The 12,592-nt window shown below is 68.5% G+C and carries 12 protein-coding genes; 3 read left to right on the forward strand and 9 right to left on the reverse strand.

From position 1 onward, the window contains the following. Positions 1 to 15: 15 nt before the first annotated feature. Positions 16 to 3,087 (reverse strand): efflux RND transporter permease subunit, encoded by a 3,072-nt coding sequence (locus G432_RS10590; protein ID WP_015458816.1) that lies wholly within the window; start codon positions 3,085 to 3,087, stop codon positions 16 to 18. A gap of 26 nt (positions 3,088 to 3,113) precedes the next feature. Next, complete coding sequence (locus tag G432_RS10595; protein WP_041865328.1) at positions 3,114 to 4,262, reverse strand: efflux RND transporter periplasmic adaptor subunit; 1,149 nt, start codon at positions 4,260 to 4,262, stop codon at positions 3,114 to 3,116. 275 nt (positions 4,263 to 4,537) lie between these two features. Between G432_RS10595 and G432_RS10600 the strand changes: the two genes are divergently transcribed. Beyond that, positions 4,538 to 4,798, forward strand: a complete 261-nt coding sequence (locus G432_RS10600) for a GlsB/YeaQ/YmgE family stress response membrane protein (protein WP_015458818.1) — start codon at positions 4,538 to 4,540, stop codon at positions 4,796 to 4,798. A 134-nt stretch (positions 4,799 to 4,932) separates the two neighbouring features. Continuing rightward, positions 4,933 to 5,655 carry an SIMPL domain-containing protein gene (locus G432_RS10605; protein WP_041865329.1) on the forward strand — a complete coding sequence of 241 codons (723 nt, stop codon included), beginning with the start codon at positions 4,933 to 4,935 and terminating at the stop codon, positions 5,653 to 5,655. A gap of 69 nt (positions 5,656 to 5,724) precedes the next feature. Here G432_RS10605 and G432_RS10610 read toward each other — a convergent pair whose 3' ends face one another. The 3 genes from G432_RS10610 to G432_RS10620 form a co-directional block, all read right to left on the reverse strand. Continuing rightward, entirely contained in the window at positions 5,725 to 5,982 is a 258-nt protein-coding gene (locus G432_RS10610) for a GlsB/YeaQ/YmgE family stress response membrane protein (protein WP_015458820.1), read from the reverse strand. Between the two features lie 245 nt (positions 5,983 to 6,227). Beyond that, positions 6,228 to 6,527 carry a CtrA inhibitor SciP gene (gene sciP, locus G432_RS10615; protein ID WP_015458821.1) on the reverse strand — a complete coding sequence of 100 codons (300 nt, stop codon included), beginning with the start codon at positions 6,525 to 6,527 and terminating at the stop codon, positions 6,228 to 6,230. A gap of 114 nt (positions 6,528 to 6,641) precedes the next feature. Next, on the reverse strand, positions 6,642 to 6,941 hold the full coding sequence (locus G432_RS10620) for a hypothetical protein (RefSeq protein WP_015458822.1): 300 nt from the start codon (positions 6,939 to 6,941) through the stop codon (positions 6,642 to 6,644). 122 nt (positions 6,942 to 7,063) lie between these two features. Here G432_RS10620 and mnmA point away from each other — a divergent pair, with 122 nt between their 5' ends. Further along, complete coding sequence (mnmA, locus tag G432_RS10625) at positions 7,064 to 8,188, forward strand: tRNA 2-thiouridine(34) synthase MnmA (protein WP_015458823.1); 1,125 nt, start codon at positions 7,064 to 7,066, stop codon at positions 8,186 to 8,188. A 456-nt stretch (positions 8,189 to 8,644) separates the two neighbouring features. Here mnmA and G432_RS10630 read toward each other — a convergent pair whose 3' ends face one another. From G432_RS10630 to lysA, 4 genes are all read right to left on the reverse strand, one after another. Next, positions 8,645 to 9,607, reverse strand: a complete 963-nt coding sequence (locus G432_RS10630) for a zinc transporter ZntB (protein ID WP_015458824.1) — start codon at positions 9,605 to 9,607, stop codon at positions 8,645 to 8,647. Next, positions 9,604 to 10,335 carry a precorrin-2 dehydrogenase/sirohydrochlorin ferrochelatase family protein gene (locus G432_RS10635; protein WP_015458825.1) on the reverse strand — a complete coding sequence of 244 codons (732 nt, stop codon included), beginning with the start codon at positions 10,333 to 10,335 and terminating at the stop codon, positions 9,604 to 9,606. Before G432_RS10635 ends, G432_RS10630 begins: the two co-directional genes overlap by 4 nt. 67 nt (positions 10,336 to 10,402) lie before the next feature. Next, positions 10,403 to 11,269, reverse strand: coding sequence for a UTP--glucose-1-phosphate uridylyltransferase GalU (galU, locus tag G432_RS10640; protein ID WP_015458826.1), 867 nt, complete (start codon positions 11,267 to 11,269; stop codon positions 10,403 to 10,405). An 18-nt stretch (positions 11,270 to 11,287) separates the two neighbouring features. Beyond that, positions 11,288 to 12,562 (reverse strand): diaminopimelate decarboxylase, encoded by a 1,275-nt coding sequence (lysA, locus tag G432_RS10645; protein WP_015458827.1) that lies wholly within the window; start codon positions 12,560 to 12,562, stop codon positions 11,288 to 11,290. Between the last annotated feature and the right edge of the window lie 30 nt (positions 12,563 to 12,592).

The raw sequence follows: 12,592 nt of genomic DNA on the forward strand, positions 1-12,592 counted from the left end.
CCGCCCCCATTTCCGTCACTCGGCCGGCTGCGGCGCGGGCCGGCCTTCCTCGCGCGGCTCGTTGTTGGTGAGCCAGCGGCTGAGCTTCGGCGCCAGCCGGCTTTCGAAGCCGATCGCCAGGCTGAAGGCGGCCGGCACGATCACCAGCGTCAGCAAGGTGGAAAGGATCAGGCCGCCGATCACGACGATGCCCATCGGCGCCCGCCAGCTGCCGTCGCCGGAGATCGCCAGCGCCACCGGCAGCATGCCGGCGACCATCGCCACCGTCGTCATCACGATCGGCTGGGCGCGCTTGTGGCCGGCGTCCATGATCGCCTCGAACTTGGGCACGCCCTTGTACATCTCCTCCAGCGCGAAATCGACGAGCAGGATCGAGTTCTTGGCGACGATGCCCAGCAGCATCAGCAGGCCGATCAGCACCGGCATGGAGATGGGGTTGCCGGTGAGGTGGAGGGCGAGGCCGCCGCCCAGCGGCGCCAGCAGCAGCGACCCCATGTTCACCAGCGGCGGCATGATCCGCTTGTAGAGCAGCACCAGCACCGCGAAGACCAGGAACACGCCCGCGATCACCGCGATGATGAAGTTGTTGACCAGCTCGGCCATCATCTTGGTGTCGCCGAAGGACACGCGCTCCACGCCCTGCGGCAGGTTCTTCATCGTCGGCAGCGCGTTGATCTCATTCTCTGCGGTCACGGCGCCGGGCGCCAGATCGGCGCTGATGACGATGCGGCGATTCTGGTTGAAGCGCCGCAGTTCCGACGGTCCCGCGCCGAACCCGATCTCGGCCACCACCTTCAGCGGCACCGATCCGCCGTTGGCGGTCGGCACGGGCAGGTTCTCGATCGTCGAAAGATCGCGCCGCGATGCTTCCTTCAGCGCCACCCGGATCGGAATCTGGCGATCGCTGAGCGAGAATTTCGCGACATTCTGGTCGATATCGCCCTGGGTGGCGATGCGGATCGTCTGGCTGAGCGCGGCGGTCGTCACGCCCATGCTGGCGGCGAGATCAAGGCGCGGCTTGATCGTGATTTCAGGCCGCTGCAGATCGCCATCGACGCGCGGCGCGCGCAGCTGCGGCAGGTGCGCCATCTCGGCGACCAGCCTGTTGGCGGTCGCGTTCAGCTTGTCCGGATCGCTGCCCGCCAGCATCACGGTGATGTCGCGGCCAAGCCCGCCCGATTGCGAACGGAAGCTGACACGGGCGTCGGGTATGTCGCGCAGCTTGGGCGCCAGCGCACGCTCGAATTCCACGCTGGTGCGTTTCCGATCCTTCTTGAGCGTGATGAAGACATTGGTATCGGAACCGACATTCACGTCGGCGAAGGCGGCGGCCACCTCGGGCGCCTCGTTCAATATGTCGGTGACGTGCTGGGCGACCGCCTTGGTCTGCTCCAGCGTCGCGCCCGGCACCATCTGGATCTGCACCTGGCTGTAATCGGTGTTGATCGTCGGCTGGTTGGTGAACGGCAGCGTCATGAAGGTGAAGATCATCGCCACGAAGGAAAGCGCGCCGATGCCCATCGTCTTCCAGCGGTTGGTGATCGACCAGTGCAGCGCCCGCATATAGGCGTCCATCAGCCAGCCCTCGCCATGGCTTTCCTCGCCATGGGCCTTGAGGAAATAGGCCGCGATCATCGGGGTGATGAGGCGCGCGACCGCGAGGCTGAGCAGCACGGACACCACGACCGTGAGGCCGAACTGCTTGAAGAACTGGCCGGATATGCCACCCATCACGCCCACGGGCAGGAACACCGCGACGATCGCCATCGTCGTCGCCAGCACGGCGAGGCCGATCTCGTCGGCGGCGTCGATCGCGGCCTGATAGGCCGTCTTGCCCATGCGCATGTGGCGGACGATATTCTCGATCTCCACGATCGCGTCGTCCACCAGCACGCCCGCCACCAGGCTGAGCGCGAGGAGGCTTACCGTGTTGAGCGTGAAGCCCATCAGGTCCATGAACCAGAAGGTGGGGATGGCGGAAAGCGGGATGGCCAGCGCCGCGATCACGGTGGCGCGCCAGTCGCGCAGGAACAGGAAGACCACGATCACCGCCAGCACGGCGCCCTCGATCATCGCATGGATGGCGGAGGTATATTGCTCGCGCGTATATTCGACGCTCGTATAGAGCTCGGTGAACTTGATCTTGGGATTTTCCTTCTCGATCTTCGCCAGCATCGCCTTGGCTTCGTCATAGACGGCCAGGTCGGATGCCCCCTTCGACTTCTCCAGCGCGAAGCTCAGCACCTGCCGGTTGTTCATCATCGCGACCGAGCGCTGCTCGGCATAAAGATCGCGGACGTCGGCGATGTCGGCGAGCTTGATCGAGCGGCCGTCGCCGACGGCGATCTGCGACTGGCCCAGCTCGTAGGCGTTGCGGGCGTTGCCCAGCACGCGCACGGACTGTTCGGCGCCGGCGATCTCCGCCCGGCCGCCGGCCGCGTTCACGTTGGTCTGGCGGAGCTGGGCGTTGACCTGCGCGGCGGTAAGGCCCTGCGCCTGCAGCTTGACCGGATCGAGGATCACGCGGATCTCGCGGCTCACGCCGCCGCCGCGCCGCACCGCGGACATTCCGGGAATGGTCAGCAGCCGCTTGGCGACGGTATCATCGACGAACCAGCTCAGTTCCTCGAGCGTCATGTCGACCGCTTCGGCCGAGACATAGGCGATCGGGCCGCCGTCCACGTCGACGCGCTCGACCTGCGGCTCCAATATGCCTTCGGGCAGGTCGGAACGGATGCGGGCCAGCGCGTCGCGCACGTCGTTGACGGCGCGGTCCACCGGCGTGCCGATGTGGAACTGCACGAAGGTGCGCGAATTGCCCTCGCTCACATAGGAGGACATTTCGTCGACGCCGTTGATGCCGCGGATCGCGGCCTCGACGCGCTGCGTCACCTGCGTTTCCAGCTCGGTCGGGGCCGCGCCCGGCTGGGAGATGACGACCTGCGCGGCCGGGAAGCTGATGTCGGGATTCTGGTTCACGTCCAGCCGGCTGAACGCGATCATGCCGGCCAGCGTGAGCGCGATGAACAGCACGATCGGCGCCACCGGATTGCGGATGGCCCAGGCGGATATATTGCGGAAGTCCATTTATCTTCGCCTTTTACCGCCGGCCGTTACGGCCGCGCCTTCGCGCGTTCGGGAATCACCTTGTCGCCGGGATTCAGGAAGGCGCCGGCGGAAAGCACGACATGCTCGTTGCCCGTGAGCCCGGAAAGGATGGCGATCCCGGCATTGGAAACGGCACCCGTCTTCACGTCGCGGCGCACCACCTTGTTCTCGCCATCGACGATATAGACGAAATTGCCCTTCTCGTCGCTCTGCACGGCGGATTCGGGGAGCAGCGGCGCCTGGACATGGCCGCTGGTGATTTCCGCCGCGGCAAAGCCGCCGGGGCGCAGCGCCTTGTCGTAATGGAGCGCGATGCGCACCGTGCCCTGCCGGGTCAGCGGATCGATCACCGGCGAAAGCTGCCAGATCTGGCCGGTGAAGCTGGTGGTGGTGCCCACCGGCGTCACCAATGCGGTCTGGCCGACCGCGAGCGTCGCGAGATCGCTTTCGGCCAGGCGGGCCAGCATCTCCATCTCGCCGCCCTTGGCCATGCGGAACAGCGCGGTGCTGGCCGAGCTCACGATCTGGCCGGGTTCCACCGCGCGGGCGAGGACGAGGCCGGCCTCCGGCGCGCGGATGTCCAGGCGGCCCAGCCGGGCGTTCATCTCATTATATTGGGCGCTGGCCAGCCGCACCTTGGCGAGGGCCGCGTCGCGCGTGGCCGTCTTGCGTTCGATATCGGCCTGGCTCACGAAGCCGCGCGCCACCAGCTTCTGGGCGCGTTCCAGCTCGTTCTGGGCCAGCCGGGCATCGGCCTCGGCCGCGGCGATCTGGGCATGCATCTGCGCCGATTGCTGGACCTGCACCTGCCGGTCGACCGTCGCCAGCACCTGGCCCTTGCTCACCCAGTCGCCCGGTTCGACGAGCACGCGGGTGACGATGCCGCCCTCGCCCGCCACGCCGACGGGCATTTCGCGCCGCGCGGCCAGATTGCCGGTGGCGGAGATGAGGTTGGTCACGCTCTGGCGGCCGGGGGCGACCACGGTGACGCGGGGCAGGGACGGCCCCTGGGCGGCCGGTCCTTCGCCGCCGCGCAGGGCGAAGAAGGCGATCAGCGCCAGCACCGCCACCGCGATGCCCGCCAGAATCAGCAGCTTGCGCCGCCGGCCGTTCCCCACATCCTGGCCGCCCTCGACGGATTCGATCGTCTCCATCCGCTTGCGCCAGAAACCCTGTTCGACGTTCATCGCCTTCATCTTTCCACCCTGCGGCACACGGCCCCACGCCTATCCGCCGCCCGCTGTATTATCTGAATATATCACCCACCTCAAGCGCCCACCGCAAGCGGGTATTTTCGTTGCCGCTCCTTACCACGTCTTTCGCGCACAGGAAGGTACGGATCGGCCCGATTTTCGCTTGTCAGGCGCTTCGCGGCGGGGCCAGATGCCGGAACGGGCGCACCGAAAACCAGAATATGGGAACCAGAACAATGAATCATGGGGTGATGGGGTGGCTGCTGATCGGGCTGGTGGCCGGCGTGCTGGGCAAGCTGCTGATGCCGGGGCGCGATCCCGGCGGATTCGTGGTGACGATCCTGCTCGGCATCGCCGGCGCGCTGCTGGCGGGCTATGTCGCGGTGATATTGGGGCTTGGCGTCGATGGCTGGATGCGCCAGTTCGGCGCGGCCACGCTGGGGGCGATCGCGCTGCTGGTCCTCTACCGGATCATCATGCACGTCCGCAGCCGTTGACGGCAATCCCCTGAAATCTTTCAGCCGGCTGTCGGCATCGTTCAGCCGGCAGCCAGCGGCGCGGTGGAAGAAGCCGTGCCGAAACGGCCGCCAGTTCCGGCGGCGTTCCGACCAGGGAGCAGCATATGGCGGGCATGAAGGCGATGATGGCGATGGCGGGCGTCGCGGCGGCCGGGACGATGGGGCTCGCGGCCGCGGCCCATGCCCAGGCGGCGCCGACGGCGACGATCCAGGGCACCCGGCTGGACGTGGTGGCCGAAGGCGAGGTGACGCGCGTTCCCGATATCGCCACGATCAGCGCCGGCGTCGTCACCCAGGCGCCCACGGCGGGGGCGGCGATGTCGGAAAATGCCGAACGCATGGCGGCGGTGGTCGCGGCGCTGCGCAAGGCCGGCGTGGCCGATCGCGACATCCAGACGAGCACGCTCAACCTCAGCCCGCAATATCGCTATGGCGACAACAAGCCGCCGGTCATCACCGGCTATCAGGCGTCCAACCAGGTGAGCATCCGCTTCCGCGACGTGAAGCGGTCGGGCGCGATCCTCGATACGCTGGTGGCGCAGGGCGCGAATCAGATCAGCGGCCCGGCCCTGTCCGTGGACAAGCCGGAGGCCGCGCTGGACGAGGCCCGCGCCGCCGCGATCCGCACCGCGCGGGATCGCGCCGCCCTCTATGCCCAGGCGGCCGGGCTCCGGGTGAAGCGGATCGTCTCGATCAGCGAGCAGGGCGGGGGCTATCAGCCGCCCATGCCGATGGTGCGGATGGCGGCGATGAAGGCCGAGGCCGCCGACACGGCGGTGGAAGCGGGCGAGCAGAGGCTCAGCGTCAGCGTCGCCGTCAGCTTCGAGCTGGAATAAGGCCTGCCCGAATGGCGGATGAGGGCCGCGCCGGCGAAAGCCGGCGTGGCCCTTTCCGCATCGGAAGGGTCAGCGGACGCTGCCGCGCCGCACCAGGTTGACGATCGCCAGCAGCACGATCGCGCCTAAGAGTGACACCAGGAACGAATAGAGCGACAGGCCCGCATTGTTGATCGAACCGCCGGTGAAGATCAGCCCGCCGATGAATGCGCCGACGATGCCGACGATGATGTTCAGGAAAATGCCCTGCTGGGCATCCGTCCGCATCACGATGCTGGCGAGCCAGCCGATGATTCCACCCATGATCAGCCAGAGAATGAAGTTCATCTTGCCCTCCTTGGCCGGCACGCGATGCGGGGGCAGTGCGCCGTCCGGGCGTGCGGCTCCTCATGCTGATACGCTTGGGTAACGAATTTGGTTCCCTGGAAGGCGTCGAACGGAGCCGATCCATGTCCCGTCGCGGGCATAAAAAGACCCGCCGGCATCGCGGCCGGCGGGTTCGGAACCGGCGGAGCGAGGGGCCCCGGCCGCCGGCGGCGAAGGATTGGATGGAAAAGCGGGCGCGCGGCCCCTCAATATTTCTGCTGGCGCTCGTACAGCGACTTGTAATGCTGGATGCGCGTCACCCGCAGGCCCGGCATGCCGGACCGGTCGACCGCGCGCTGCCAGCCGGCGAATTCCTCCACCGTCAGGCCGTAGCGCTCGCACACCTCGTCGACGCTCAGCAGACCGCCATTCACCGCCGCGACGACCTCCGCCTTCCGGCGCACCACCCAGCGGGTCGTGCTCGGCGGCGGCAGCGTCTCCAGCGTCAGCGGCTCGCCGAGCGGGCCGATAACCTGGGCTGGGCGGATCTTCTGGTTTTCGATCATACTTAACCTCGAACTCGGCCGTTTTCGGCCTTGAGTGATTGCAGGAGCACCTAATAGCTTCGTCTCGTTGAACGAAGCCTAACGCGTGACGGTAAAGGCGATCTTTACAAAGGTTTACACCTCATCCTCTTCGGGGCCGCGCCGGCGTGCGGCCAACGGGTTGAAACTGCCGCCCAATGCATCGGGCGCGGCGGACCAGCCGCGATCGGCGGCCAGCAGCGTCACCAGCATGTCCACGGGATCGGCCTCGACGGGCGCGGGCGCGGGCAGGCGCGCGGCGACACGCGCCGTCGGCGTCGATGCCTGGGCGGCCGCGAGCCCCGCGATCAGCCGCGCGTGGGTGATGCGGATGTTGGTCCGTCCCGTCACGATGGCGCGCAGCGCGGCCCCGTGAAGGGAGAAGCTCAAATCCATCGGGCGGCTGCCCTCCTTCTGCCGTTCGACCCTGTTTGGCGGGCATGTTAGGGCGGATGTCTGAAGGCCCGGTAAAGGCGATGCGGTTTTGTTTGCGCCGCCGATACCCTATGTGGGCGGCCATGAACGTGGATTTCCAGCTTACGGGTTTCGAGTCGGGCGCATCGCTCAAGGGCGCGCGGATCGTCGTCGCCATGTCCGGCGGGGTCGACAGCTCGGTCGTGGCCGCGCTCGCGGCGAAGAGCGGCGCCGAGGTGATCGGCGTCACCCTCCAGCTCTACGATCACGGTGCCGCCACCGGCCGCACCGGCAGCTGCTGCGCGGGGCAGGATATCCGCGACGCCCGCGCCGTCGCCGACAGGCTGGGCATTGCGCATTATGTGTTCGATTATGAAAGCGCCTTCCGCCAGGGCGTGATCGATCGCTTCGCCGACGATTATATGGCCGGGCGCACCCCCATACCCTGCGTGCGCTGCAATCAGGGGGTGAAGTTCACCGATCTGTTCGGCATTGCCCGCGATCTCGGCGCCGATTGCCTGGCGACGGGCCATTATGTGCGGCGCGTGATCGGCGCCAACGGCCCGGAGCTACACCGCCCGGCCGATCCCGCCCGCGACCAGAGCTATTTCCTGTTCGCCACCACGCGCGCGCAGCTCGATTATCTGCGCTTTCCGCTGGGCGACCTGCCCAAGCCCCGCGTGCGGGAGATCGCGGCGGAGCTGGGCCTGGGCGTCGCCGCCAAGCCCGACAGCCAGGATATCTGCTTCGTGCCCGACGGCGATTATGCCGGCGTCGTCCGCAAGATCCGGCCGGAGGCGGAAGAAAGCGGCGATATCGTCGACCTCGAAGGCCGCGTCATCGGCCGCCATCGCGGGCTGATCCATTATACGGTCGGCCAGCGGCGCGGGCTGGAGATTGGCGGCCAGGCCGAGCCGCTCTATGTCGTCCGCCTCGATGCCGAACGGCGCCGCGTCGTCGCCGGCCCCCGCCGCGCGCTGGCGGTCAGCGCCGCGCGGATCGAGGAGGTGAACTGGCTGGCCGAGGGCTTCGACGGTCCGATGACGGTCAAGGTGCGCTCGATGGCCAGGCCCGCCCCCGCCCGCTTCGATGGGCGGATGGTGACGTTCGACAGCCCCGAATATGGCGTCGCCCCCGGTCAGGCGGCGGTGCTCTATGCCGGCGATCGCGTATTGGGCGGCGGCTGGATCGAGGAAACGGTGCCGGCCGAGGCGCTGGCTGCCGCCTGAGGGGCGGTTTCCCGGTCCGCGCGATCAAGCCGCCGGGATGGGCCGGTCGCCGCGGCGAAAGGGGATCGAGGGAGCGCGCGGCCACAGTGAAGGCGCGGTGGAGCCTGACAGGAAGGCCCCGTCTGCCGAGGTAGACGGGATTGAGCGCGCACCCGGACAGGCCCGGAATACGCCACAATCAGGCTCCGACATCAGCATAGCATGGCGGAAGGCGCTGTCGACGGTTGCCTGCCTGCTCTTTGGAGCGTCGATGGGCACGCCGGGCGCGGGTGATCGCCGGCATCTCAACCCGCCCGGTCGGGCATGTCCTCGAAGAGATCGTGCAAAAGCGGGCTTCCTCTGCCGCGGCTTCGATTGTCATCGCACCGCCGAATTCCCGATCCGCATTCGATGCTCTCGGCTTTGCGCGGTGTGAGGAGGCTGGTTTTCCTTCGGCGATCGGGTCGCGCGGGCGCCCTATCCCCGGAACCAGTGGGCGCGCAGGAAATATGCCGTGATCAGGCCGGCGATCGCGGCGCAGACGCCGACGACGCCCCAGAAGGCCCAGGGCGCCTCCGCATAGGGGATGCCGCGCACGTTCATGCCGAGCAGGCCGGTCAGGAAGGTCAGCGGCAGGAACACCAGCGCCACGACGGAGATCAGCAGCGTGCGCGTGTCGATCTGCTCGGCGCGCAGGTCGGTCAGCTGTTCGTGGAGCAGCGCCGCGCGCTCGCGCACCGCCTCCAGCTCCTCGGCCATGCGGGCGAAGCGGTCGGCCGCGTCGCGCAGGTGCAGCCGGTCCTCCTCCTCCAGCCAGTCCGCCTTCAGCACCGCGAGCCGCTCCAGCGCCTGCCGCTGCGGGGTGACGAAGCGGCGATACTGGATGGCGTCGGATCGGGTGCGGGCGATGATCCGCCGCATGGCGAAGATGCGCTCGGGATCGAGATCGGCCTCGCACGTATCGATGCTGTCGCCCATCGCCGCCACCTGCGGGTCGAGCGTCTCGGTGATCGCCATCGCCAGCGCCGCGATCAGGTCGCCCGGATCATGGATGGCGCCGGCGCGCATCTGGTCGCGCACCGTCTCGCTCGCCGCCAGCGGGCGGAAGCCCACCGAGATCACCCGCCCCTTTTCGGCCCATAGCCGGATCGAGACGAGCGGATCGGAATCCTCGTCGGGAATCGATCCCAGCCCGCGCATGTTGATGAGCGCGCCGTCGCCGATCGCCTCGGCGCGGGGCCGGGTCTCCACCGCGGTCAGCGCCGCGATCACGCCGGGGGACAGGTTGCTTTCCGCGTCCAGCCAGGCGCGTTCCTCGGCGAGCCGGCCGTCGAGGTGGCACCAGACGAAGCCATGGTCGGGCGCGCTGGCGCCGGCCCGGTCGATCGTGCGCGGAACGGCGCCGCCATTGCCGTCGGTGGCCCAGCACCAGCTCTTCATCGGTCCCATCCCAGGTCGATCGCAAGGCCCGGCCCGTCCTCGGCCGGGGCAATTTCGCAGGCGATGCGGAGCGCGTCGGCGCGGGCGCGGTCGAGGATCGCGGCCGGCACGTCGGCACGGTGGTAGAGCCTGTCGCACTGGCCGAGCAGCCGCGCCTCGCGCAGGGTGAGGTCGTCGGGATCGGGCGAGCGCAGGCGGATCAGGACGCGGCCGCCCGCCGATATGCTCTCCCCGGCGCCGGCAAGCCAGCCGGCGACGGCGCCGTCCGCCGTTTCCGCCAGCGGATCGAGCGGGCCTTGCGGCTGGAGCGCGGCATCGATCGCGCGGCGCCGGTCGCCGGCCTCGGGCCAGCGCGCCCGCAGGCTTTCGCGCGCTTCCGCCAGCTCATCGGCCAGCCGGCCGAGCGAGGCGGGCAGCAGCGCTTCCAGCCGCTGGCGGAGCGCCTTGGCGAGCCCGGCGGATGCGCCGCCCGTGCCGATCGCCACCAGCACCGGATCGCGATCGACGATCGCCGGCAGGGTGAAATCGCAGAGGTCCGGCCGGTCGGTGGCGTTCACCAGCACACCGCGCGCGCGCAGCCGCGCCACGGCCGCCGCGTCGCCATCGGCCACGATCGCTATCGCCGCCCGTCCCGCATCCTCTTCCCCCTCGCCGACGATGCGGGCGCCCGCGCGCTCCAGCAGGCGCCTCTTTGCGGCGGCGGCATCGCCCGCGCCGGTCAGGATCACCGGCCGGCCGGACAGGCGGAGCAGGATCGGCAGGCTGTGCGTGGCGTTCCTCCCCCGGCCTTCCTGGTCAGAGCGTCTTGATGAAGGCGCGCACCGCCGGGCCGATATCGTCGCGTTCCAGCGCCAGGGCGATGTTCGCCTGGATATAGCCGGCCTTGTCGCCGCAGTCATGCCGGTCGCCGGTGAAGGTCAGCGCATGGAAGGGCTGGCGGCCGATCAGCTCGGCCATGGCGTCGGTCAGCTGGATTTCGTTGCCGGCGCCGCGCTGGCCCGTCGAAAGGATGCCGAACACGTCGGGCTGGAGGATGTAGCGGCCGACGGCGGCAAGCCGCGACGGCGCCTCGCCCGTCTTCGGCTTTTCGACCAGGCCGGCCACTTCGGTGACGACGCCGTCCTGCGCGCCCGGCCGGACGATGCCGTAGCGGTTGGTATGCTCCTCCGGCACCTCCAGCACGGCGATGACGTTGCCGCCCTTGGCTTCATAGACCTCGCGCATCTGCTTCAGGCAGGGCGCGGCGGGGTTCCAGAGCAGCTCGTCCGCCAGCAGCACGGCGAAGGGCTCGTCGCCGATCAGGTCGCGCGCGCACCACACGGCATGGCCCAGGCCCAGCGGCTCCTGCTGGCGGATATAGGCGACGTTGCCCGGCGCCAGCCGGGTGCAGTCGAGCGTCGCCAATATATCGTGCTTCGCCCGCTCGTTGAGCGTGCTTTCAAGCTCGTAGGCGATGTCGAAATAGTCCTCGATCGCGTTCTTGCCGCGTCCGGTGACGAAGATGATCTGTTCGATGCCGGCCGCGCGCGCCTCGTCCACGGCATATTGGATCAGCGGCTTGTCGACGACGGGCAGCATTTCCTTCGGCACGGCCTTGGTGGCCGGAAGAAAGCGGGTGCCGAGGCCCGCGACGGGGAAGACGGCCTTGCGGACGGGTTTCATGCCTACTCCTGCCAAGCTTCACTCCAGCCACGGCGGAAGCGTGTCCGCCGCGATCAACGCCTCCACGGGCAACCTCTCCCGCACTACAGCCCAATTGTTACCGTCGACCATCACCTCGGCGGTCAGCGGGCGGCTATTGTACGTGCTGGCCATCGTCGCGCCATAGGCCCCGGCGGTCATGAAGCCGACGAGGTCGCCGGCCTCGACGGCGTCCATCGGCCGGTTCATGGCGAAGGTATCGCCGCTCTCACAGACCGGGCCGACGACGTTCGCGGCAAATCGTTGCGATCGCGGGACGATCGCCCGGATATCGTGCCACGCTTCATACAAAGCGGGGCGCATCAGGTCGTTCATCGCGGCGTCGACGATCACGAAGGGGGCGTTCGCGCCCTCCTTCACCCGGATCACGCGGGACATCAGCGCGCCGGCATTGGCCACGATCAGCCGGCCGGGCTCGAACATCAGCCGCACGTTCCAGCCGGCGGTGACGCGGGCGACCATCGCGCCATAATCGGCGGGCGTGGGCGGCGGCGGCAAAGCGGGATCATAGGGCACGCCCAGCCCGCCGCCCAGGTCGGCATGGCTGATGGCATGGCCCTCGCCCCTCAGCGTGGCGATCAGCACGCCGATCTTGGCGAAGGCCGCCTCCAGCGGGGCGAGATCGGTCAGCTGGCTGCCGATGTGCACCGCCACGCCCTGGATGGCGAGGCCCGGCAGGTCGCGCGCCATGGCATAGGCCGCGACCGCGCGGTGATAGGCGACGCCGAACTTGTTGTCGGACTTGCCGGTGGAAATCTTGGCATGGGTGCCGGCATCGACATCGGGGTTGATGCGGAAGGCGATCGGCGCGGTCATGCCCAGCGCGGTCGCCACCTCCGAAAGCATCACCGCCTCGGGTTCGGATTCGACGTTGAACTGGCCGATGCCGTGGCGCAGCGCCAGCGCCATCTCGTCGGCCGTCTTGCCCACGCCCGAAAACACGATCTTCGCGGGATCGACGCCGGCATGGATGGCGCGCAGCAGCTCGCCCGCCGAAACCACGTCCGCGCCCAGCCCCTCGCGGGCCAGCGTCGCCAGCACGCCGGCATTGGGATTGGCCTTCACCGCATAAGCGATCAGCGGCCCTTCCGGTCCCGATTCCACGCCCGCCAGCGCTTCCTGGAACACGCGGACATGCCGGCGGATCGTGGCGGTGGAATAGACGTAGACCGGGGTTCCGACCGCCTCGGCGATCAGGGTGAGGGGAACATCCTCGGCATGCATCACGCCGTCGCGAAGCTGGAAATGGTCCATTATGTCCTGGATTCTGCCGTGGGTCGGGCT

The organism is Sphingomonas sp. MM-1 (assembly GCF_000347675.2).
GTDB lineage: Bacteria > Pseudomonadota > Alphaproteobacteria > Sphingomonadales > Sphingomonadaceae > Sphingomonas_E > Sphingomonas_E fennica.

Coding starts and splice junctions, on each gene's coding strand:
- G432_RS10590 (WP_015458816.1), bottom strand. CDS start 3,087: ATGGACTTCCGCAATATATCCGCCTGGGCCATCCGCAATCCGGTGGCG.
- G432_RS10595 (WP_041865328.1), bottom strand. CDS start 4,262: ATGGAGACGATCGAATCCGTCGAGGGCGGCCAGGATGTGGGGAACGGC.
- G432_RS10600 (WP_015458818.1), top strand. CDS start 4,538: ATGAATCATGGGGTGATGGGGTGGCTGCTGATCGGGCTGGTGGCCGGC.
- G432_RS10605 (WP_041865329.1), top strand. CDS start 4,933: ATGAAGGCGATGATGGCGATGGCGGGCGTCGCGGCGGCCGGGACGATG.
- G432_RS10610 (WP_015458820.1), bottom strand. CDS start 5,982: ATGAACTTCATTCTCTGGCTGATCATGGGTGGAATCATCGGCTGGCTC.
- sciP (WP_015458821.1), bottom strand. CDS start 6,527: ATGATCGAAAACCAGAAGATCCGCCCAGCCCAGGTTATCGGCCCGCTC.
- G432_RS10620 (WP_015458822.1), bottom strand. CDS start 6,941: ATGGATTTGAGCTTCTCCCTTCACGGGGCCGCGCTGCGCGCCATCGTG.
- mnmA (WP_015458823.1), top strand. CDS start 7,064: ATGAACGTGGATTTCCAGCTTACGGGTTTCGAGTCGGGCGCATCGCTC.
- G432_RS10630 (WP_015458824.1), bottom strand. CDS start 9,607: ATGAAGAGCTGGTGCTGGGCCACCGACGGCAATGGCGGCGCCGTTCCG.
- galU (WP_015458826.1), bottom strand. CDS start 11,269: ATGAAACCCGTCCGCAAGGCCGTCTTCCCCGTCGCGGGCCTCGGCACC.
- lysA (WP_015458827.1), bottom strand. CDS start 12,562: ATGGACCATTTCCAGCTTCGCGACGGCGTGATGCATGCCGAGGATGTT.